The sequence below is a fragment of the Kocuria sp. CH-021 genome, from assembly GCF_049716185.1.
GTDB classification, from domain to species: Bacteria; Actinomycetota; Actinomycetes; order Actinomycetales; family Micrococcaceae; genus Kocuria; species Kocuria cellulosilytica.
The window spans coordinates 1-21,193 of record NZ_JBNAFK010000002.1 but is presented as its reverse complement, the minus strand read 5'-3'; the positions used below and the strand labels follow the sequence as shown (position 1 = coordinate 21,193).

The following is a 21,193-nucleotide window of genomic DNA, read 5'->3' as shown; positions in this document are numbered from 1 at the left end:
GTCCCCCGGATACGATGAACCGGACTCGACCCCCCCCAGAGGAGAACCATGGCCCCCACGCGCATCCTGACGGTCTGCACGGGCAACGTGTGCCGCTCGCCCATGGCGGCGGTCGAGCTCGACCACGGCCTCAACGAGATCTCACCCGGCGGCTTCGAGGTGACGAGCGCCGGGATGCACGCGCTGGTGGACGAGGGCTTCGAGGAGCGGGTCGGCCAGCTGGCCCGGGACCGCGGCCTGGAGGCCGCCGCCGCGCACAAGGCCCGGCAGGTCACCCCGGACGTGCTCCGGGACGTGGACCTGGTGCTCGTGATGGCCCGCGAGCACACCCAGCTGGTGCTCCAGCAGTCCCCGCGACTGCTGAAGAAGGTCTTCACCCTGCGGGAGTTCGCCCGGATCCTGCAGTACCTCTCCACCGACCCGGAGCTGGACCGCGCTGTGCCGGCGGACCGCGCCGAGCGCTGGGCGTGGCTGGTCCAGCAGGCGCCGCGGCTGCGACAGCGGGTGCCGGTGCGCCACCCCGAGCGCAACGACGTGATCGACCCCTACCGCCAGGAGGAGGCGGTGCTCCAGCAGATGGCGGACGAGCTGTTCGAGGCCACGGACGCGATCCTCGCCTTCGAGCGCCGCTACGCGGAGCGGGCGACGACGGCAGGGTAGTCCTCCCTCAGGTCAGTTCTGCCCTGAGGGAGTTGTCCCGCCGCGTGGTGTGCATGACGGATCGCTGAGCTGTGCGACGGCGGAGTGCGTCGCGCGAGCGGTCAGCCCTGGCCGAACCTCTGCTGGGCAGCCTGGCGAGTGGTGTCGAGAGCAGCGCCGATCACGGCCCAGGAGTCACCGGCCTCGCGGGCCGCCTTCACCGCCTCGCGCAGCTCCTGTTCCGCCTCGGCGATGTGCTGCCGAGCGGCCAGAATGCGCCGGAAATGCACAGCGTCGCGCGCAGGGTGTGACGACACCTCGAGCTCATCCAGTCCGGTGCGGTCGTGCGCGGTGGTGATGTCCATGGAATTCCACCTCATCTCAAGTAGTCGTAGAACTTCGGCCGGAGCAGATGTCCAGGTCCCCAGGATGCCCGATCCCCTCGAGGTGTCAAGGTAAGCTTGACATCACTGGTCGCGACCTCGATGGGCGCACGCCCGTCAGGCGGGCATCCTGCGCAGCGTGAGGTAGGAGCCGACCGCGAGCAGGGCGCTCACCAGCACGGCCCACATCGTCAGGCCCAGGGAGCCCGTCTCGAGGATCCACGCCCCCACCTCCGGCCAAGCCTGCCGCAGGCTCACCAGGGCGATGAGCCCCACGAGGGCCAGGCCGATCGCGAGCATGACGATCACGAGCTTGGCCGTGCCGAAGCGCTTGAAGATCGTCGCGAACCAGAAGCCGATGATGAAGAACAGCATCGTCGAGACGAAGTACGTCAGGCCGGCCGCGAGCGGTCCCGCCTCCCACACCCACTCGAGGTAGGCGAAGTACCCGTTCAGGCCGTACCCGTCGGTGGCCTGCTCGACCAGTCCGAGCAGCACGAAGATCAGCGACATCCCGAGGCCGCTCACCGCGGCGGCCGCCAGGGAGCCGACGTAGAACTCCCGCCGCGTCAGGCTCATCGCCTGCGAAAACGGGAAGGTCAGGGTCATGGCCTGGACGCCGACCACGAGGAAGTACCACAGCGGTGCCTGCGAGCCTCCACCGATCTTGACGTCCACACCGCCCGCGCTCTGGATGATCCAGTAGATGAGCAGCGTGATCACCCACGCGCCGCCGAGCACGAGAGCCGGCACCCAGACGAACGTCTGCGTGTTCACGAACTGCAGGCGCACCACGTTGAGGGTGCGGTGGCGCACTGCGGCGGGGCGGGTCACGCTGCCGGCATCGAGGGCGGTCATCGGAGTGCTCCTTCCTGGGTGGCCGCGGCGGAGACGTCGTGACCGGGAGAGCGCCGCTGCGTGCGGCGCACGATGAGCTGCTGCAGCGAGACGGGCGCAAGCTCGAGTCCTGCCGCGGTGAGCGCGTCGCGCTCGGTCTCGTCGAGGCGGCCGAGGAACGTGACAGAGGCGACGCGGCCGAGGCTCTCGCGGTGGATGACCTCGCGGCCGCGCACGGCGTCCTCCACCGCGGACGCCTCGCCGACGACGTTCGTGGCCTGGGCGCGGGCGTCGTCGGTGGACTCGTCCATGATGATCCGGCCCTCGTCGATCACGAGCACCCGCTCGAGGAGGTTCGCGACCTCGTCGATGAGGTGGCTCGAGAGCAGCACCGTCCGAGGGTGCTCCGCGTAGTCCGCCAGGAGCTGGTCGTAGAAGACTTGCCGCGCGACGGCGTCGAGGCCGAGGTACGGCTCGTCGAAGAAGGTGATCTCCGCGCGGGAGGCAAGACCGATGATGACGCCGACGGCGGAGAGCTGCCCGCGCGAGAGCTTCTTGATGGTGCGCTTCACGGGCAGCTGGAACTCCTCGACGAGCTCGTCGGCGAGCTGCTGGTCCCACCGCGGGAAGAACAGCCGCGCCGAGGTGAAGGCGTGCCGCGGGGTTGCGTCGTCGGGATACTTCTGGCTCTCGCGCACGAAGCACATCCGGCTGAGCACCCGGGCGTTCTCGTAGGGGTTCTCGCCGAACACGCGCACGTCACCGCTGGTGGGGAGGTTCTGGGCCGTGAGGATCGACATCGCGGTCGTCTTGCCGGCGCCGTTGCGCCCCAGCAGGCCGTAGATCGTGTCCTGCTCGACGTCGAAGCTCACGTCGTCGAGGGCGACCTTGTCCTTGTAGCGCTTCGTGAGGTTCCGGACCTGGATCACGGGGTTCATGGTGTCCTTCGATCTGGTGTGGCCTGTGGTGCGGTGCCGGCGGCACCGGCTCGGACGAGATCGGCGACGTCGTCGGGTCCGAGCCCGATCTTGCGCGCCTCGGCGAGCAGCGGGTGCACGTAGCGGTGGGCGAAGGCGTTGCGGCGCTCCTCGAGCAGGAGCTCGCGGGCGCCGGGGGCCACGAACATCCCGATGCCCCGGCGCTTCTGGAGCACTCCCTTGCCGACGAGCATGTTGATGCCCTTCGCGGCGGTGGCCGGGTTGATGCGGTAGAAGGCGGCGAGCTCGGTGGTGGACGGGGCCTGCGCCTCCTCGGCGAGGCTGCCGTCCACGATCGAGTCCTCGACCTGTTCGGCGATCTGCACGAAGAGGGGCCTGCCTTCGTCGACCACCACGACCTCCGAGTTGCTCGGTTAGTTACTCAACTAGTACACCGCAGGAGCAGTGAAGGGTCAAGGGTTCTCCGAAGACGCGGACATGTTGCGCTCAGGCACCCACGTAGGCGGCGAGATGCTCGCCGGTGAGGGTCGAACGGGCGGCGACGAGCGCGGCGGGGGTGCCCTCGAAGACGATCCGGCCGCCGTCGTGGCCGGCGCCGGGGCCGAGGTCGATGATCCGGTCCGCGTGGGCCATGACCGCTTGGTGGTGCTCGATCACGATGACCGACTTGCCGGAGTCCACCAGCCGGTCGAGCAGGCCCAGCAGCTGTTGGACGTCGGCCAGGTGCAGGCCGGTAGTCGGTTCGTCGAGGACGTAGACGCCGCCCTTCTTACCGAGGTGCGTGGCCAGCTTGAGTCGCTGGCGCTCGCCGCCGGAGAGCGTGGTCAGCGGCTGGCCCAGGCTGAGGTAGCCCAGTCCCACGTCGGCGAGCCGGTGCAGGATCGCGTGCGCGGCGGGGGTGCGCGCCTCGCCGGCGCCGAAGAACTCCTCGGCCTCCTCGACCGGCATCGCGAGCACCTCGGCGATGTTGCGCCCGCCCAGGGTGTGCTCGAGCACCGCGGCCTGGAACCGGCGGCCCTCGCACTCCTCGCACGTGGTGGCCACGCCGGCCATCATCGCCAGGTCGGTGTAGATGACGCCGGCACCGTTGCAGGCGGGGCACGCGCCCTCCGAGTTGGCGCTGAACAGCGCCGGCTTCACGCCGTTGGCCTTGGCGAAGGCCTTGCGGATCGGGTCCAGCAGTCCCGTGTACGTCGCCGGGTTGCTGCGCCGGGAGCCGCGGATGGCGGCCTGGTCGATCGACACCACGCCCTCCCGGCCGAGCACCGAACCGGCGATCAGCGAGCTCTTGCCCGAGCCGGCCACGCCGGTCAGCACCGTCAGCACGCCGAGCGGGATGTCGACGTCGACCGACTGCAGGTTGTTCGTATCGGCGCCGCGGACCTCCAGCGCCCCGGAGGGCTCGCGCACCGACGGCTTCAGGGCGGCGCGGTCGTCCAGGTGCCGCCCGGTGAGGGTGCCCGCGGTGCGCAGACCGCCGACGGTGCCCTCGTAGCAGACCGTGCCGCCGCCCGTGCCGGCGCCGGGGCCGAGGTCGACCACGTGGTCGGCGATGGCGATGGTCTCCGGCTTGTGCTCCACGACCAGCACGGTGTTGCCCTTGTCCCGCAGGAGCAGCAGGAGGTTGTTCATCCGCTCGATGTCGTGCGGGTGCAGCCCGATGGTGGGCTCGTCGAAGACGTAGGTGAGGTCGGTGAGCGAGGAGCCGAGGTGCCGGATCATCTTGGTGCGCTGGGCCTCCCCGCCGGAGAGCGTGCCCGAGGAGCGGCTGAGGGAGAGGTAGCCCAGCCCGATCTCCACGAAGGAGTCGAGGGTCTCGCCCAGGGCGGTGAGCAGCGGTGCCACGGACGGCTCGTCCAGCTGGCGCACCCAGGCGGCGAGGTCGCTGATCTGCATCGCGCAAGCGTCAGCGATGCTGATGCCACGGATTTTGGCGGACCTGGCGGCCTCGCTGAGCCGGGTGCCGCTGCACTCGGGGCAGGCGGTGAACGTCACGGCCCGCTCCACGAAGGCGCGGATGTGCGGCTGCAGCGCGCTCACGTCCTTGGCCAGGAAGGACTTCTGGATCTTTGGGATCAGCCCCTCGTAGGTGAGGTTGATGCCGTCGACCTTGATCTTGGTCGGCTCCTTGTGCAGCAGGTCGTGCAGCTCGTCCTCGGTGAAGTCGCGGATCGGCTTGTCCGGGTCGAAGAAGCCGCAGCCGCTGAAGATGCGGCCGTACCAGCCCTCCGTGCTGTAGCCGGGAACGGCGAGCGCGCCCTCGTTGAGGGACTTGGCGGAGTCGTAGAGCTGGGTGAGGTCGACGTCGTTGACCTGGCCCATGCCCTCGCAGCGCGGGCACATGCCGCCGGTGATGGAAAAGCTGCGCCGCTCCTTCACGGTCTTGCCGCCGCGCTCCATGGTCACGGCGCCGGCGCCGCTGATCGAGGCGACGTTGAAGGAGAACGCCTTGGCCGTGCCGATGTGCGGCTGACCGAGCCGGCTGAAGAGGATCCGCAGCATCGCGTCCGCGTCGGTGGCAGTGCCGACCGTGGAGCGGGCGTTGGCGCCCATCCGCTCCTGGTCCACGATGATCGCGGTGGTGAGGCCGTCGAGGACGTCGACGTCGGGCCGGGCCTGCGTGGGCATGAAGCCCTGCACGAAGGTGCTGTAGGTCTCGTTGATCAGCCGCTGGGACTCCGCGGCAATCGTGCCGAACACCAGCGAGCTCTTGCCGGAGCCGGAGACGCCGGTGAACACCGTCAGCCGGCGCTTGGGGAGCTCCACGCTGATGTCCCGGAGGTTGTTCTCCCGGGCGCCCTGGACCCGGATCAGGTCGTGGCTGTCGGCCACGTGCGGCGCGGCAGTCGGTGCGGGGGCGTGCGGGTCCCGGCTCGGGGGCGTGCTCATCGTGTCTCCATCCCTGGGGCGCCGCCGTCAGGATTCCCGACGACGTTGTCCGGCGCGGTCCGACCGCTCTCGAGCCTACGCCCGCTCCGGCCAGCGGCGTGTTCGATTCCGGCTGTACCGGCGGCTGCGCCCAACATCGGCTCTTGACGGGCAACCATAAGGTTGCCTATTCTGGATGTGTGGACATCCTGTTCCAGGCCCTGGCCCACCCCGCGCGGCGGATCCTGCTCGAGGAGCTCGCCGCGCGCAACGACCAGAGCCTCTTCGAGCTCACCGTGCGTCTCATCAACGACCACGGCCTGGCCATGACCCGGCAGGCCGTGACCAAGCATCTGGCCGTGCTGCGCCAGGCCGGCCTGGTGACCACCACCGTCCAGGGACGCACCACGCTGCACCACCTGGACACCTCCCCGCTCACCGCCGCGCGGCAGTGGATGGACTCCCTGCCGCCCCCGCCGAAGGACACGCCATGATCATCACCACCGCCAGCATCTTCGTGGATGACCAGCAGAAGGCCCTGGAGTTCTACACCTCCACGCTGGGCTTCCAGCTCAAGACCGACGTGCCGGCCGGGACCTACCGCTGGCTGACCGTCGTCTCACCGCAGGCCCCGGAGGGCGTGGAGCTGCTCCTGGAGCCCTCCGAGCACCCGGCCGTCCGGCCGTTCAAGGAAGCGCTGGTGGCCGACGGCATTCCGTTCAACAGCTTCGGCGTGGAGGACGTGCAGGCCGAGTACGAGCGGCTTGTCGGCCTGGGCGTGCGCTTCGTGCAGGAGCCGACGCCGATGGGCCCGGTCACCGCCGCGATCCTCGACGACACGTGCGGCAACCTCCTCATGATCGCGGAGATGACCGACCCGGAGGCCGCCGGGCAGTGAGCCGGCGCAAGGCCGGCAACGAGACGGGGGCGCCTTCCCGCAGAAGAGTGCCCCGCGGACGGTCGAGCCGGGGGCCGGGCGGTAACGTCGGCGGGGTGCCGAAACGGTCGGTCTGCGCCTCAAATGCCGTCCAGGGCGCCCCGGATGCCGCACGCGAGGTCGATGGATTTCTTGGTCGCCACCCCGCGTTCGACGTCCATCCTCATCCGGGACAGCAGCGCTTCCACCTGGGGATCGTCGCCGAGGAAGGGGCTGCCCAGCTGGTAGATGTCGCAGGCTTCACCCGCTGAGATGTTGTGGGCATTCATCAGCTCGGATAGGACACCGGCTCCGGTCTTAAGTTGCTCGGCTGTCTTCCGCTCGACCTGCGCTGAACCCCCGTTCGCACGGGTAATGGCTTGGCTGACCTCTTCGACTTCCGAGCTGCCTCGCGCCAAGTGCCGGGCCACGTCATCGGCCGATCGTGCTGAGGCTCCGCACGCGGCGGCCACCAGAAGTATCAAGAACGCGGAGCCGGAGGTGCGCCACGGAATTCTTGTCGTGTGTCTCATGGTTCTTTCCCTTCCGAGGGCTGAACCTGTTGACACGCTGACATCGGCCGGCTGCCCGCACAAGGCACGGCCTGGTAACGGCCGATCGGTACCTGCGACGTGCGGAAACGGATCCGGCGGACACGTAACAGGGGTGCCTCCAGCCGGAGGCGCCCCTGTTGTGGCCTGATCGGTGACCGCTGGCTTTCAGCTCCGGGTAGAGGTGGACCCGCTGTGCGAGCCGGACTGCCCCCACGCCTCGAGCCCGAAGGACTCGTGCTCGGCAGAGCCCTGACCGTTGGACCGCTCCGCCCGAGGAGCGGGGGCCGCGTCCTCGGCCGACGGAGCCGTCGGCTCCTTCCGGGTCGAAGCCCCCGCCGACTGCTGGGCGTCGGAGCTCTCCGCGCGCGGCGCGGTGCCCCACGGCTGCTTGCCGGCCGGTGCAGCCACGGCCGGCTGGGCGCCGGTCTTCGGTGCCGGCTGGTCGTCCGAGTTCGCGTAATACGATTTGCCATAGTAACCGTAGTAACCTGCGTCCGCACCGGTGGTGGGCACGCGGTTGAGCACCACGCCGAGCACGTTGCCGTGCACCTGGTGCAGGTTCTCCAGAGCCTTGGACAGCTCGTCCGTGGTGGTTTTCTGCGCCGTGGCCACGATGATCGCGCCGTCGGCCGAGGCCGTGAGCAGCGCGGCGTCGGTGACCGGCAGCAGCGGGGGAGCGTCCACGAGAACCAGGGCGTCCTGGGCGAGGGTCTCGAGCATGGCGTGCATGGCCTTCGAGGACAGCAACTCCGTGGGATTCGGGGCGGTCCGGCCGGCGCCGAGCACCTGCAGGTTCGGGAACTTGTCGTAGGTCTGGAGGACCTCGTCCACCCGCACCTGCCCGGTGAGCACATCGGTGACACCCACGCCGGGCACGAGCCCGAAGAGGTCGGTGATCACCGGGCGGCGGAGGTCGCCGTCCACGACGACGACGTTGCGCCCGGTCGAGGCGATGGCCACCGCCAGGTTCGCCGTGATCGAGGACTTGCCCTCACCCGGCAGGGAGGAGGTGACCACAATCATCCGCGGCGGGTTGTCCACCGAGACGAAGCTGAGGTTGGTGCGCAGCTCGCGCAGGGCCTCGGAGAACTCGTGGTGCCCGCGGCCGGCGGAGAAGCCGGTCTCGACGATCTCGCGGTGGTCGGCCAGCCGGTCGTCGGTGGGGATGACACCGAGCACGGCGACGCCGAAGCCGTCGCGGATCTCCTCGACCGACTTGATGCGGCGGTCCATCTTGTACCGGGCGAACGCGTAGAGCAGGCCCAGACCGAGCCCGCCCACGAAGCCGAGGGCCAGGTTCAGCTTGAGGTTCGGCGAGGACGGCGCGAGGGGGAGCGAGGCGTTGCTGAGCGGCTGGACGGCCACGCGGTTGATCGCGTCCTCGTCGCCCTGGCTCTCGAGCTCCTGCACCTGCTCGGCCAGGGCCACGACCCAGGCGTTGGCGAGGTCGGCCGACTCCGTCGGGTCTTCGGCGTCGGCGGTGATGCGCAGCTCCGGGGTGTCCACGGGAACGTCCGTGGCGATGCGCGGCAGCAGCTCCTCCGGCGTCGTGTCGAGCTCGAGGTCCTCGATCACCGTGACGGCCACCGGTCGCGCCGTGGCCAGCGACTCGTAGGAGACGGCCTTGGACTGCGCCAGGTTGTTGCCGGCGAGCGCACTGGCCAGGTCCTGCTCACCGGTCGCGACGACCAGTCCGGAGGCGGTGGCCGAGTAGATCTTGGGCTGTATCAGCGTCCAGCCGAGTGCCAGGAGCGTGCACAGCAGCGTGATCAGCGTGATGGCCCGCCAGTGCGTGCGCACCAGCCGGAGGAGATCCCGTGCATCGAGAGCGGGGGCTTCCCGCTCTGCGTCAAGGTGCTCCATGGTTCTCCTCGGAATCGGCTCGGGGGTGGGGGGATGGATGGAGGTCACTCGCGGATGCCGTCCTGGTGCTCGCGGAACCAGTCGACGGTGGAGCGGAGGCCCTCGCGCAGGGGGATGCGGGCGGTCCAGCCGGCCTCGGCCAGTTTGGAGACGTCCATGAGCTTGCGCGGGGTGCCGTCGGGCTTGGTGGTGTCCCACTCGATGGATCCGGTGTAGCCCACGGCCTCGGCCACGAGGCCGGCGAGCTCCCTGATGGTGACATCCGTGCCGGTGCCCACGTTGACGTGCTCGGGGCCGTCGTAGTGCTCGAGCAGGTGCAGGCAGGCCTCGGCCATGTCATCCACGTGCAGGAACTCCCGCAGCGGGGACCCGGTGCCCCAGTTCGTCACCGACTCGGCGCCCTGGATGCGGGCTTCCTCGTAGCGGCGGATCATCGCCGGCAGCACGTGGGAGCCGGTGGGGGAGAAGTTGTCCCCGGGGCCGTAGAGGTTCGTGGGCATCGCCGAGATCCACGGCAGCCCGTACTGGCGCCGGACGGCCTGGATCTGCAGGATCCCGGCGATCTTGGCGATCGCGTAGGCGTCGTTGGTCGGTTCCAGGTGCCCGGTGAGCAGGTACTCCTCCTTCAGCGGCTGGTCGGCCAGCTTCGGGTAGATGCAGGAGGAGCCCAGGAACAGCACCCGCTCCACGCCGTGTTCCAGGGCGGCGTCGAGGACGTTGACCTGGATCCGGAGGTTCTCCGAGAGGAAGTCCACGGGATAGGTGCTGTTGGCCAGGATCCCGCCGACCTTCGCCGCGGCCAGCACCACGTAGCGCGGCTTGGCCTCGGCGAAGAACGCGAACACGGCGTCCCGGTCCTTCAGGTCCAGCTCGGACGAGGTGCGCCCGATGAGGTCGGTGAAGCCCTCGGCCTGGAGCCTGCGCCAGATCGCGGAGCCGACCAGGCCGCGGTGGCCGGCCACGTAGAACGGGGCGGTGCGGTCGAGTGGTCCGGGGGTGAAGGTGATCGTGGTGCTGTCGGTCATCTCGGTGGTGTCTGCTGTCATCGTGGCGTCTCCGGTCACTTGGCCCAGGAGGCGAGCTCGACGGTGTCGACCCAGCCTTCGGTGTGCTCGAGCATGGCGATGTCGGCGTCGACCATCAGGCGGGCCAGCTCGGGGGCCTTGACGGTGGCCTCCCAGCCGAGCTTGTCCTTGGCCTTGGCGGGGTCGCCGATCAGGGCGTCGACCTCGGTGGGGCGCAGGTAGCGCTCGTCGAACTCGACGTGCTCGCGCCAGTCCAGTCCGGCGTGGTCGAAGGAGATCTCCAAGAACTCCCGCACAGTGCACGGGTGGCCGGTGGCCAGGACGAAGTCCTCGGGCTCGTCGGCCTGGAGCATCCGCCACATGCCCTCGACGTACTCGGCGGCGTAGCCCCAGTCGCGGATGGCCTGGAGGTTGCCCATGTAGAGCTTCTCCTGGGTGCCGGCCTTGATCGCGGCCACCGCCCGGGTGATCTTGCGGGTCACGAAGGTCTCACCGCGCCGGGGGGACTCGTGGTTGAACAGGATCCCGTTGACGGCGTACATGTCGTAGGCCTCGCGGTAGTTCTTGGTGATCCAGTAGGAGTAGATCTTCGCCGCCCCATAGGGGGAACGGGGGTAGAACGGGGTGTCCTCGTGCTGCGGCGGTGGGGTGGCGCCGTAGAGCTCGGAGGTGGAGGCCTGGTAGTAGCGGGCGTCCACGTTGGCCAGGCGCATCGCCTCGAGCAGGCGGACGGTGCCCAGGCCGGTGGTGTCCCCGGTGTGCTCGGGCTCCTCGAAGGAGACCTTCACGTGGGACTGGGCGGCGAGGTTGTAGACCTCGTCCGGGCGGATCTGCGCCATCAGCGTCACCAGCCGGGAGCCGTCGGAGAGGTCGCCGTAGTGCAGGAACAGCTTGGCGTCGGTCTCGTGCGGGTCCGAGTAGAGGTGGTCGATCCGGTGGGTGTTAAACGTGGAGGCCCGGCGGATCAGGCCGTGGACCTCGTAGCCCTTGGCGAGCAGCAGCTCCGCCAGATAGGAGCCGTCCTGACCGGTGATCCCGGTGATGAAAGCCTTCTTGGGGGTGGCGTGCATGATCGTCCTTCGGGGGAGAGGGCGTGGGCCGTTGAGGGGACAGTTTTATGCTAGTGAATGAACGGGCAAAGCCGGTGATCAGACCCGGACATGTCGCGTCAAAGATCGAAGCACATCGTCCCACCGGCTCATGGCGGCGTCCGCGGTCAGGTGTTCGGTGGCATAGGCGGGGCCGTTGGACCCCAGGGCCGTGGACGCGGCAGGGTCGGCGCTCATCTCCTCGGCTGCCCGCAGCAGGTGACGCGGATCGTCGGAGGGCACCACCCGGCCAGCGCCCGAGGCCTCGACCTCTCCAGCCGTGGCGCTCTCGGCCTCTACGGCGGCCAAGACCGGGCGGCCCGTCACGAAGTAGGACGTGAGCTTGCTCGGCACGGACATGTCCTTCACCCCGGCCAGCTCGTTGACCAGCAGGACGTCGGCCGAGGCCAGTGCGGCCGCGTACTCGTCGTTGGGCAGGGGATCGAGGAACTGGAGGTTCGCGACCCCGTGGCCGAGCTCCTCGAGGTGGCGGCGCTGATTGCCGTCGCCCATGAGCACGAACTGCAGCGAGGAGCCCTGCTCCTGCGCCAGGCGGGCCGCCTCCACCACGTTGTCGAGGCCCTGCTTCACGCCCATGTTCCCGGCGTGCAGGACCACGGTGCGGTCCGGGGCCCAGCCCAGACGACGGCGCACGTCACCCCGGTCCACGGAGTTCTGCGGCGTGATGTGCGTCCAGTTGCGGACTACCTGCACCTTCTCGCTCGGGACGTGGAGCCGGTCCACCACGTGCTGGCGGAAGCGGTCGTGGATCACGATCGTCCTGCGTGCGGAGGACAGCGCCGCGCCCTCGATGGCCCGCATGATCGGGGCGACCACGGCCGCCGACGCGTGCGACTCCTCGACGCCACGGGAATAGAGGTCCTGGACCCAGGTGACGGTCGGCACGCCGCGGTGCCGCAGCCTCGCGGCCAGCGCGCACAGGGCCGTGGAGAACATCGCGGGGGAGACGAAGAGAACGACGTCCGGATCGCCCCAGTCCGTCAGCGCCGCCTTGAGGCCGAAGTGCAGCTCCATCAGGGTGCGGGTGACGAGGCTGGGCCGGCGCGGTACGTACTGGCGCAGCCGCAGGACCTCGGCCCCTTCGTGCCGCTCACGGTGGACACGCCCGGAGTAGCCGTCGTAGACCTCCCACTGCGGGTAGTGCGGGAAGCCGGTGATCACCTTGACGTCCCAGCCCTTCGCGGCGAGACCGGCGGCCAGGGAGGCGGTGTACGGGGCGTTGCCCGTGGGTTCGGGGGCGAAGTGCAGGCCGATGATCGTCACACGAGGGGGCATCGAGGAAACTCTTTCGAAGTGAGACGGGGGTTGGGCCGAGTCGGGGGACTCGACGGGTAACGTTACCCGTGACATCCAGATGCATGAATCTGACACACCCCCGCCCCCCCCCCCCCGATGTCGCACCTCACGTGCTCAAGGACTCACCATGCCGAACGACTCTCCCCCCACCGCGCCCACCAGTGCTCAGCAGGACGTCCCCGTCATCGACCTCTCCCAGGCACCCGGCGCCGGCGAGGCGTGGGACCGCCCCAAGTGGATGATCTACGCCTGGGCCGCCGCCGAGCAGCTGGTCATCCACAACCCCTGGCAGGTCAGCTCCGGGCTGCGGGTCCGCGCCCTGCGCTTGTTCGGAGCCGAAGTGGGGGAGGGCGTCATCATCCGACCCCGCACCCGCATCAAGTTCCCCTGGAAGCTGCGGGTCGGCGACCACGCCTGGATCGGGGAGGGCGTCTGGATCCACAACCAGGACCAGGTCACCATCGGCCGCGACGCCGTGGTCTCCCAGGACACCTTCATCACCACCGGCAGCCACGCCCACCGCACGGACATGGGACTCATCACCAAGCCCGTGAGCATCGACGACGGCGCCTGGGTCACCTCGCGCTGTGTGGTCACCGGGGGAGTGACAGTCGGGCGTTCCGCGCTGGTGCAGCCGCTGACACGCGTCGCGGAGGATGTGCCGGCCAACGCCGTCTACGGCCATGCGGCGCCGCAGGTGCAGGGCCAGCGTTTCAAGACCGATGCGCGAGAGGCTGACCTGTGAGGATCCTCCAAATCGTCACCTACATCAGCCCGGACGGCGCCTACGGCGGACCGGTGCGCGTCGCAATCAACCAAGCGAAGGCCCTTAGGGACCTGGGTCATGAGGTCATTGTTGCAGCCGCGGCTGGCGGGTTCGACGGCCCCCTACCGGCACAGTTCGATGGCTACCCTGTGACTTTGTTCCGGAGCGCCCGGATCCTCCCTAAGACCGGGTTCGCCGGCCTAACGTCACCGCGATTGCTTGCCTGGCTGGGGACGGCCATCCAGAGAGCCGATGTTGTCCACGTGCACCTGGCGCGTGACTTCGTAACGTTACCTGCTGCCGTGTTCGCGATCTTGCTGAAGAAACCGCTTGTCGTTCAGACGCACGGCATGATCGATCCGAGTGACCAACTATTAGCCCGGCCCCTCGACGCGATTCTCACCCGCCCAGTACTCCGTCATGCGGACGCTGTCCTGTTCCTCACTGGCCGGGAAAGATCTGATCTGGGGGATGTGGCAGGCAAGGCCCTCAAGATGCGGCACGTTCCCAATGGCGTGAGCTTGACCACCGAAAAATTGGTCCAATATCAGGAGCCTGTCCGAAAAGTGCCCGAGGTCCTGTTCCTCGCCCGGTTGCACCCACGAAAGCGGCCGATGACATTCGTCAATGTGGCAATCGAACTTCTACGTGGCGGAACTAATGCCTTATTTCGAATCGTAGGCCCTGACGAGGGCGAAGCGGCAGCGGTGGACAAGCAGATCGTATCGTCCGGCTATGGAAATCACATCGCGTATGAAGGTCATGTTGCTCCCCAAGCCACCCAGTCACGTTTGGCACGAAGTGACGTCTATGTGTTGCCCTCCGTCAATGAGCCGTTCCCTATGTCTGTGATCGAAGCAATGGCTGCAGGCAAACCAGTTGTCGTTACCGACACTTGCGGCCTGGGCCAGCTGATCAAGGCGGGTGGAGCGGGGTTTGTAGTTGATAGCAGCGACTCCTCTCTTTTGCATGCCATTCAGCAACTAGTTGAGGATGGTGAACTTAGGCACCGGATGGGCGAGTCGGCACGAAAATTGGTGGAGCAACAGTTCGATGTGATACAGGTCGGCAAGCAATTAAGTTCCATTTACCGGAGTGCTGAGCAGCGTAAACTTCGAGGCCCTGAGGGTGAGGAGTGACACGGATGGATGAGCCGAAGATATCAGTAGTCATGCCTGTACGAAACGCAGAGCAGTACATTGAACAAGCTCTCAAAGGCCTCGAAAATCTCCATTTCGATTCTTGGGAATTGCTTATTGTCGACGACGGTTCCACGGACGGCACAGCATTGGCGTTGAACAGGTGGCTTCAAGTCACTCCCGTCGACAGCACGTTGATCAGTCATGAAACATCTCGTGGAGTCGCGGCAGCACGGAACGCGGCGGTGGACCAGGCAAAAGGGCAGTTCATTTGGTTCGTCGACGGTGACGATTCATGGGCCGCGGACATACTTCGCCATCTGTGGAGTGGCGTATCGGACGGAACGGTGGACATAGTTGCCTGTGATGCCGAAAGAGTCGTGGCGAAGACAGGTCACGTCTCGGCAATCCAGGATGCACCTCATGAGGAGATCATCGGTGGATTTGAGGCCCTGCAAAGAATTCTCAGCGGTGAGATTCAGGGGCATCTCTGGAACAAGATCATTCGCACCAGACTGCTTCAACGGCACCCATTTCCGGAGATGCGGTCACATTCGGATCTGGCTGGGCTCATCCGCCTGACCGCCGAATCGCGGCAAGTGGCCATGATTCCGGGAGCAAAGTACTACTACAACGTTCATGAGGGGTCCATACTGCAGTCTTCAGACTACAAATGGGAGACACTCATCGCCTGCTCTGAGATCGCTGAGGCCACACTCGCGCACAAAAAGTGGAAAGGCAGATTGCAGCGTGATCTTGCGCTGTTCAAGGCATCCCACGTCATGGTGCCCGCTGCCAACAGCATCTCACTTAACAAATCCTGGGAGCCGGATAAAATCCCGTACAGAGATTGCATGACGTTGAGCCTGCTTTTTTCCTCCCTGACACGTGGCCAAGGACTATTGGCCGCTAAGTCGCTTGCTATTCGACATGCGCCTCGAATGTACGCGGCAATCTACCGGCGTCATCACGTCAAGAAATGGGGTTCCGAGTGAACAAGTGGATCACTTCAGTGGCGCGCATGGCCCGCGACACGAATCAAACTGACCGCCCTGTTTTCGTCACCCTTACTGGCGACTATCCCAACATTGGCGACGCTCTGATCCGCCGGCGTTCATTGGCATGGGCTCGGCTTTGTGGTGATTCAGTCTCAGCATTCGTGGGCCGTGCACCGGACATGTGGTGCGTACAGGTCGGTCTGCAAGACGATGACTCCGTTTATCGTCAGAAGGACCTTGCCGCGTGGATCGCGGCTATTGCTAAATCACCACGGGGTGTAACGCTTGTACTCGAACCCGGGGAGGTCGACCTGAGGCTCAACCAGTACAAGTGGGAATGCTTGGTCCTTCTTTTCACTTTGCTCGTCAAGCTCAAGGGTGGCCGGATCGTCCGACCGCCCCGCTCATTGAGCCGACCTTCGCGTGCTCTCACCCTGGTTCATGCAATCGGCCTGCGGATGTCAGATACAGTCCTTTGGCGCGAAGCACGAAGTGAAGCTTTAGTGCGGCAAGGGCAGGTGGCGCCTGACATTGCTTTCAGCGAGCCACAGTACGGAAGCGAAGCCTCAAACCGTCGTCGATTGATCGTGAGCCTCCGAGGACTGCGACCGTCACCATCGGATGCTTGGCTGGAAGGAGTGCGAGGATTCGCTCAGGACCTTGATCTAGAGATCACCGTTGTGGCGCAAGTGCGTCAGGACGAAATCCGTACTGTCGAACTGGCGGACGCCCTCGGTGGGGAGTGCGTGAGTTTTGGGGACCGCGATGATCTTGAGCAGGAACGCTTGTTGCGCTCTGTGTACCGTGAATCTGTGCTCGTAATTAGCGATCGGTTGCACGTATTGATACTCGCAGCCCTTGGCGGAGCCCTGCCTTGTGAAGTCGTCCCTGCGCCGAGTGCAAAGGTCCGGGATCATTTCGCTGCGGCGGGTATTAAGGAAGTTTCCTTTGATGCAGAAGGCGGGACAGCCGATGAAGTGCGGGCGTTCCTGCGCTCTGTTTATGTTCGTCGCACCGAGATTCTCAAAGGTGTTGAGGATGCACACCGTCAGCTGAAGAAGATTGAGTCCGCCCTGTCACTTCATAGGAAAGATACTGGCAGGAGGCAACCCTCTGGTGTTCAGGGGTAGGCAGTTCGGCCGACAAGTGACGGCAGTATTTTCCGGCCGTCTCGTCGCTGCCGGAGCCCAAACACTGACCGTACTTCTGCTGGCGCGCTTGTCCACCCCGCAGGACTTTGGTTTGGTCATTGGGGTGCAATCTGCCGTCATAGCACTGACCTGGATTCTTGGTTTCGGCCTGGGGCCCTACATGAGCGTAGTGCGTGCTCGCGAACCAGACAGTGTTGTAGTCCATGAAATTCATCGCCTGAACAAGTTTGTCAGCGTGGGTTTGATGGTTCTGCTGACGATAGCTCTGTGCCTCAGTCAGTTATGGTTCGATCATGCCTGGTGGTTTTTCCCGTTGATCCTTGCTCTCGGGTTCCAAAGAGACGCGGCCGTTCTTAATAGCATTGCTGTAGCCGATGGGCGTACGCGGTTGTTTTCTAGTAACCTAGCGCTCAGGCGTGTGATGGCACTCGCAATTTTCGCGGCTACAGCATTCATGACTGTTCCAATTGCTTTTTCATTTTGCGCATCCATTGCAATTTCTGAAGCTATTTGTAATTGGCGACTCCGTCGAGGTATTGAATTTTCACCTGTTGGCCGGCCGCGCATTCATGCAAGATCCATTCTTCGCGATTCCAAGCACTACTGGATGGATACAGTAGGAGGCCAACTCCGAATGCTCGACGTGGCAGTGGCTGGCGTCGTTATGGGACCCGTTGCATCCGGTTTGATGGCTGTGCCCTCCAAGATTGCATCTCCCATAATGCTGATTCCCACTTCACTCGCAACACTTCTGCTGCCTAGGACATCAGCGAGGGGGTCGATATCAAGAAGTGAATTTATGATTGGTGCCGCCTTGGCCACTTCTGCCATAGCAGTGATTCTTGTTGGCGTGGGGGTTTATGCCGAGATGATAATCGTATTTATGCTTGGTGAACAATTCCAAGAAGCCGTTGCGGTCACCCGAATTTACTTCGTCGGGTTTATTTGCTTGTCAATGATTTATATGATCAACGCAGCCATGCAAGGTCTGAAATTGGGTCCACTCGTATCACGGGCGTCGATCGGAGGATCTGTACTATCGCTGTGCGGATTGTGCCTTGGTGGATTCTATGGTGGGCTGGAGTCGGCTGCTATGGGATATGTAATGGGCATCGGCATTCAGCTGATCGCGCTCGTGGCCCTGTGGAGAGGCAGGCCATCAGGTGGAATTACACGTGACGTTAAGGAGCTTGGATAGTGACGGAATCTATATCAAAGGTTGTGGAGAACGACTGCTGCATCGGATGCGGTGGGTGCGGCGTATCGACGGGGGGAGGCGCTAAAGTCTTCTTCAGTGAAATAGGCCTGTACCAGGCCGACGTAGACAGTATGGACCAAAAGGCACGTGAGTTGGCCAGCAAAGTGTGCCCATGGGCAGACGAGTCCGAGGACGAGACCGAGATGGCAGCCCGCCTCTTTGATTCGGCGCTTCCCAGGGATGAGCGAATTGGGGCGTACCGGCGTACGTTGGCGGCGAGGGTGGTTGCATCGGATCGGGTCGCAGGCAGCAGCTCGGGCGGTATGACAAGCTGGGTTGCGCAACGGCTTTTGGAGGAAGGTCACGTAGATGGGATCATCCATGCGGGCTACGCTTCCGGTCAAAACCTATTCGATTATAGAGTTTCGACTACCGTGGAAGAAATTCTCGGCAATAGAAAATCCATGTACTATCCCGTATCGTTCTCTGAAGTTCTTGAGCTTATTAGAGGAGACGGTCGGCGTTACGCTTTTGTTGGAGTACCATGCTTTGTCAAGGCTGTCCGCTCGCTAACCTCGGTTGACGCAGAGCTTGATAAGCAGATTGTCTTTTGTCTCGGCTTAGTTTGTGGTCATTTGAAGTCGGCGGCCTATGCTGAGTCGATGGCTTGGCAGCTTGGAGTGAAGCCTGATGCCATTGAACAGGTTGACTTCAGAATCAAGAACCCAGAGGCCGGTTCTCGGGGTTATCAATTTGGGGTGAAGGCAATTGACGCAGATGAATTCGCTTCGTCATCTCCGTTTAATTTGGTAGGAGGCAGTTGGGGGCACTCGGTCTTCCAGCCGAACGCCTGCAATTTTTGCGACGATATTTATGCGGAAACGGCTGATGTCGTATTTGCCGACGCATGGCTTCCCAAGTATGAATCTGACTGGAGGGGGCATAATATTGTCGTCACTCGAAGTGAAATTGTGGACCAGCTGATTGAAGCGGGTATTGCTGCAGGCCTCGTGGAAGCAGAAGACCTAGAAGTGGACGCAGTGGCTAAAGCTCAGGCGGGAAACTTCCGTCACCGCAGGCTGGGTCTGCGCGTTCGTTTGATGGATGACATCAAAGCGGGCAAATGGGTGCCTCGTAAAAGGGTGGAACCTGGATATGAGGGTATCTCTGCGGAGCGGCTTGGAGTAATCAGGCAACGTAGACATCTGTCGGCCGAAAGCTTTGGTCTTTTTGAGCGGGCTAAGAAGATCGACGATTTGTCAGTTTACATCAGGGGTATGGCGCCGCTAATCGCGGCATATGATCGATGGAGTAGGCCTTCTTATGTTAAGCGAGCGGTTGGAAAGTTGAAAAGGACGTTTTGGTCTATGAAGCGTCGTATTGTCGAATAGTAGTTTGTTTTCGGTTTCCAGGAGATGTCAAGACATGAACATTGCAAGTAGACGCGACTCTTAATGTTGCATATGAGGCGATGTCTTTCTGCATCGAGTAGGACTCGGAAATGGTAGTTTTTTATCTTTTTAATGCATGCGAACAACACGCGGTGTTGCCTGGTCATAACCAATTCCCGAGACATGGTTTTCATGGCCCTTTTGAAGCGTTCGCCGGATGTAGCTGGTAATGATGGCCGCGGCGGACCGGATGTTTGCTGGAGGGCACACCGATACGCGCGATCAGGGCGTTAGTCCCTCGTCTACACAGATAACGACGCACCCGAAGATTGTCGTACGCCTTATCTGCCCCTTCCCAAATGAGCGTGGGTGAGCGGTAGCGCCGGGTGCGTGTCACGGGGCCGGGTATAGGCCGAGGTCTCCAGGATGGGGCGCTTACTCCAACCGTCCTCGAAGGCCTCGACGTGTCTCTTGTTAGTTGCGCGCCGGCGTGCGCGCTCTTTGACCTGCCCGATGTCCACGTGCTCACGATCGAGCGTCACCGGTCCTCTTTCACCCTGGTGGTCGAGACCGTGCCGTCGCTGGTGGGCTGCCCCTCCTGCGGGGTGCTCGCCGTCGGCCACGGCCGGGTGCCGGTACTGCTGCACGACCTCCCTTGCGCCGGAGTGCCCGTGCGCGTGGTGTGGCGCAAGCGCCGTTACCGTTGCCACGAGACGGCGTGCGAGATCACGACGTTCAGCGAGGTTCACGAGCTGGGCGCGCCCCGGAGGAAGCTGACCACCCGCGCGATCGGCTGGGCTGTGGCCCAGCTGCGCTACCACGTCATCGCCGTTTCTGCCCTGGCACAGATGCTCGGGGTCACCTGGAACACCGTGTGGGATGCCGTCGCCCCGGTCGTCCAGGCCCAGTTGGCCGCCGAGGACCGGCTGGCCGGGGTCGACGCCCTTGGCGTCGATGAGCACGTGTGGCGCCATGTGGGCCCGCCCGGCATGGGGATGGTCACCGGCATCGTCGATCACTCCCGTGACGAGGCGGGCCGGCCCCGGGCGAGGCTGCTGGACCTGGTCAAGGGCCGCACCGGAGCGGCCAAAGGCGACTGGCTCACCGAACAAAGCGAGACGTTCACGTCCGGGATCCGCACGGCCACCCTGGATCCGTTCCACGGCTACGCCAAGGCGATCCGCGACGAGCTCCCGGAGGCCATCACGGTGCTCGACGCCTTCCACGTGGTCAAGTTCGGGGGGCATATCGTCGATGAGGTGCGTCGTCGCGTGCAGCAGGACTTCCTCGGCCACCGCGGGCGGGCCGGTGATCCGTTGTACGGGATCCGCCGCACCCTGCAGATCGGGGCGGAGCGCCTCACCGAGCGGCAGATCCGCCGGCTCAACGTGAAGCTCGAGGCCGGGGACCCGCATCATGAGGTCACTCTCGCCTGGCACTGCTATCAAAAGCTGCGCGCCGTCTACCACGCCGGCCCCTTGCGGGGACGGCGGCTGGTCGCCGAGATCCTGGATACCTTCCCGTCCTGCCGCATCCTGGAGATCGCCCGCCTCGGCCGCACACTGCGCCGATGGCGGTCGGCGATCTTGGCCTACATCGACACGAACGGTGCCTTGAACGGACCCACGGAAGCGATCAATGGCGTGATGGACGCGCCGAGTCGCCCGAGACTTCCGGAACTTCGACAACTACCGCTTACGAGCCCTGCTCGCCGCAGGCGGCCACCGGCTATCCACACTCGACTGTGAAGGGCCCCAAAACCGGGGGTAGGTTCCGTCACCGGCGGCTGGTGTGGAGCACGAACAAGATACCTTTTAAAGGGCCCTTCACAGATGAGCATGGGTAGCCGGGTGCGCGGGGGCGTTTTGAAGCGCGTGTTGTGAGTCGTGGGTAAAGGTCGAGGCCTCCAGGATGGGTAGCGACCAAGCAACCTGATCCATGAAGGCCTCGACGTGTCTCATGCTATCTGCGCGCCCGCGTGCGCCCTCTTCGATCTGCCCGACGTCCATGTCCTGGCCGTGGATCGCGGACCACGCTCGTTCACCCTGGTGGTGGAGACCATGCCGTCGGTGGTGGGCTGCCCCTCTTGCGCGGTGCTCGCCACCGGCCACGGTCGGCGCGA

General features: G+C 64.9%; 19 protein-coding genes and 2 pseudogenes. 10 read left to right on the top strand and 11 right to left on the bottom strand.

From position 1 onward, the window contains the following. The first annotated feature begins 48 nt into the window (after nucleotides 1-48). Nucleotides 49-660, top strand: a complete 612-nt coding sequence (locus ACPYN7_RS01420) for a low molecular weight phosphatase family protein (protein WP_424346473.1) — start codon at nucleotides 49-51, stop codon at nucleotides 658-660. Nucleotides 661-761: 101 nt separating this feature from the next. Here the strand turns inward: ACPYN7_RS01420 and ACPYN7_RS01415 are convergent, their stop codons facing one another. The 5 genes from ACPYN7_RS01415 to ACPYN7_RS01395 all read right to left on the bottom strand — a co-directional run bounded on the left by ACPYN7_RS01415 (nucleotide 762) and on the right by ACPYN7_RS01395 (nucleotide 5,686). Beyond that, nucleotides 762-1,004 carry a hypothetical protein gene (locus ACPYN7_RS01415; protein ID WP_058874445.1) on the bottom strand — a complete coding sequence of 81 codons (243 nt, stop codon included), beginning with the start codon at nucleotides 1,002-1,004 and terminating at the stop codon, nucleotides 762-764. Nucleotides 1,005-1,139: 135 nt separating this feature from the next. After that, nucleotides 1,140-1,880, bottom strand: coding sequence for a hypothetical protein (locus tag ACPYN7_RS01410; protein WP_424346472.1), 741 nt, complete (start codon nucleotides 1,878-1,880; stop codon nucleotides 1,140-1,142). Beyond that, entirely contained in the window at nucleotides 1,877-2,797 is a 921-nt protein-coding gene (locus ACPYN7_RS01405; RefSeq protein ID WP_424346471.1) for an ABC transporter ATP-binding protein, read from the bottom strand. Before ACPYN7_RS01405 ends, ACPYN7_RS01410 begins: the two co-directional genes overlap by 4 nt. Continuing rightward, complete coding sequence (locus tag ACPYN7_RS01400; protein WP_424346591.1) at nucleotides 2,794-3,189, bottom strand: GntR family transcriptional regulator; 396 nt, start codon at nucleotides 3,187-3,189, stop codon at nucleotides 2,794-2,796. Before ACPYN7_RS01400 ends, ACPYN7_RS01405 begins: the two co-directional genes overlap by 4 nt. Nucleotides 3,190-3,283: 94 nt before the next feature. Continuing rightward, nucleotides 3,284-5,686, bottom strand: a complete 2,403-nt coding sequence (locus ACPYN7_RS01395) for an ATP-binding cassette domain-containing protein (protein ID WP_424346470.1) — start codon at nucleotides 5,684-5,686, stop codon at nucleotides 3,284-3,286. A 179-nt stretch (nucleotides 5,687-5,865) separates the two neighbouring features. Here ACPYN7_RS01395 and ACPYN7_RS01390 point away from each other — a divergent pair, with 179 nt between their 5' ends. Both ACPYN7_RS01390 and ACPYN7_RS01385 read left to right on the top strand, forming a co-directional pair. Beyond that, on the top strand, nucleotides 5,866-6,159 hold the full coding sequence (locus ACPYN7_RS01390; RefSeq protein ID WP_058874450.1) for an ArsR/SmtB family transcription factor: 294 nt from the start codon (nucleotides 5,866-5,868) through the stop codon (nucleotides 6,157-6,159). Continuing rightward, on the top strand, nucleotides 6,156-6,563 hold the full coding sequence (locus ACPYN7_RS01385; protein ID WP_424346469.1) for a VOC family protein: 408 nt from the start codon (nucleotides 6,156-6,158) through the stop codon (nucleotides 6,561-6,563). The genes ACPYN7_RS01390 and ACPYN7_RS01385 overlap by 4 nt, the downstream gene beginning before the upstream one ends. Before the next feature lie 119 nt (nucleotides 6,564-6,682). Here ACPYN7_RS01385 and ACPYN7_RS01380 read toward each other — a convergent pair whose 3' ends face one another. From ACPYN7_RS01380 to ACPYN7_RS01360, 5 genes are all read right to left on the bottom strand, one after another. Next, nucleotides 6,683-7,114, bottom strand: a complete 432-nt coding sequence (locus ACPYN7_RS01380) for a hypothetical protein (protein ID WP_424346468.1) — start codon at nucleotides 7,112-7,114, stop codon at nucleotides 6,683-6,685. Nucleotides 7,115-7,300: 186 nt separating this feature from the next. After that, nucleotides 7,301-8,998 (bottom strand): polysaccharide biosynthesis tyrosine autokinase, encoded by a 1,698-nt coding sequence (locus tag ACPYN7_RS01375; protein ID WP_424346467.1) that lies wholly within the window; start codon nucleotides 8,996-8,998, stop codon nucleotides 7,301-7,303. A 44-nt stretch (nucleotides 8,999-9,042) separates the two neighbouring features. Continuing rightward, a complete protein-coding gene (locus ACPYN7_RS01370) occupies nucleotides 9,043-10,044 on the bottom strand; it encodes a GDP-L-fucose synthase family protein (RefSeq protein WP_424346466.1) in 1,002 nt (333 codons plus the stop codon). Nucleotides 10,045-10,058: 14 nt separating this feature from the next. Next, nucleotides 10,059-11,093 carry a GDP-mannose 4,6-dehydratase gene (gmd, locus tag ACPYN7_RS01365; RefSeq protein WP_424346465.1) on the bottom strand — a complete coding sequence of 345 codons (1,035 nt, stop codon included), beginning with the start codon at nucleotides 11,091-11,093 and terminating at the stop codon, nucleotides 10,059-10,061. Nucleotides 11,094-11,171: 78 nt separating this feature from the next. After that, entirely contained in the window at nucleotides 11,172-12,407 is a 1,236-nt protein-coding gene (locus ACPYN7_RS01360) for a glycosyltransferase family 4 protein (RefSeq protein ID WP_424346464.1), read from the bottom strand. Between the two features lie 148 nt (nucleotides 12,408-12,555). Between ACPYN7_RS01360 and ACPYN7_RS01355 the strand changes: the two genes are divergently transcribed. From ACPYN7_RS01355 to ACPYN7_RS01330, 6 genes are all read left to right on the top strand, one after another. Further along, nucleotides 12,556-13,173, top strand: a complete 618-nt coding sequence (locus tag ACPYN7_RS01355; RefSeq protein ID WP_424346463.1) for an acetyltransferase — start codon at nucleotides 12,556-12,558, stop codon at nucleotides 13,171-13,173. Beyond that, nucleotides 13,170-14,333, top strand: a complete 1,164-nt coding sequence (locus ACPYN7_RS01350; protein ID WP_424346462.1) for a glycosyltransferase — start codon at nucleotides 13,170-13,172, stop codon at nucleotides 14,331-14,333. The genes ACPYN7_RS01355 and ACPYN7_RS01350 overlap by 4 nt, the downstream gene beginning before the upstream one ends. Before the next feature lie 5 nt (nucleotides 14,334-14,338). After that, nucleotides 14,339-15,328, top strand: a complete 990-nt coding sequence (locus ACPYN7_RS01345) for a glycosyltransferase family 2 protein (protein ID WP_424346461.1) — start codon at nucleotides 14,339-14,341, stop codon at nucleotides 15,326-15,328. Further along, on the top strand, nucleotides 15,325-16,461 hold the full coding sequence (locus ACPYN7_RS01340) for a hypothetical protein (protein ID WP_424346460.1): 1,137 nt from the start codon (nucleotides 15,325-15,327) through the stop codon (nucleotides 16,459-16,461). The genes ACPYN7_RS01345 and ACPYN7_RS01340 overlap by 4 nt, the downstream gene beginning before the upstream one ends. 16 nt (nucleotides 16,462-16,477) lie before the next feature. Further along, entirely contained in the window at nucleotides 16,478-17,680 is a 1,203-nt protein-coding gene (locus tag ACPYN7_RS01335) for a lipopolysaccharide biosynthesis protein (protein ID WP_424346459.1), read from the top strand. Nucleotides 17,681-17,811: 131 nt separating this feature from the next. After that, nucleotides 17,812-19,071: a Coenzyme F420 hydrogenase/dehydrogenase, beta subunit C-terminal domain gene (locus ACPYN7_RS01330; RefSeq protein WP_424346590.1), complete on the top strand. Its 1,260-nt coding sequence runs from the start codon at nucleotides 17,812-17,814 to the stop codon at nucleotides 19,069-19,071. A 229-nt stretch (nucleotides 19,072-19,300) separates the two neighbouring features. Here ACPYN7_RS01330 and ACPYN7_RS01325 read toward each other — a convergent pair. Continuing rightward, nucleotides 19,301-19,468: pseudogene (locus ACPYN7_RS01325) on the bottom strand (IS5/IS1182 family transposase); the annotation flags it as partial. 67 nt (nucleotides 19,469-19,535) lie between these two features. Between ACPYN7_RS01325 and ACPYN7_RS01320 the strand changes: the two are divergent. Continuing rightward, a pseudogene (locus ACPYN7_RS01320) lies at nucleotides 19,536-20,841 on the top strand (ISL3 family transposase). The last annotated feature ends 352 nt before the right edge of the window (nucleotides 20,842-21,193 follow it).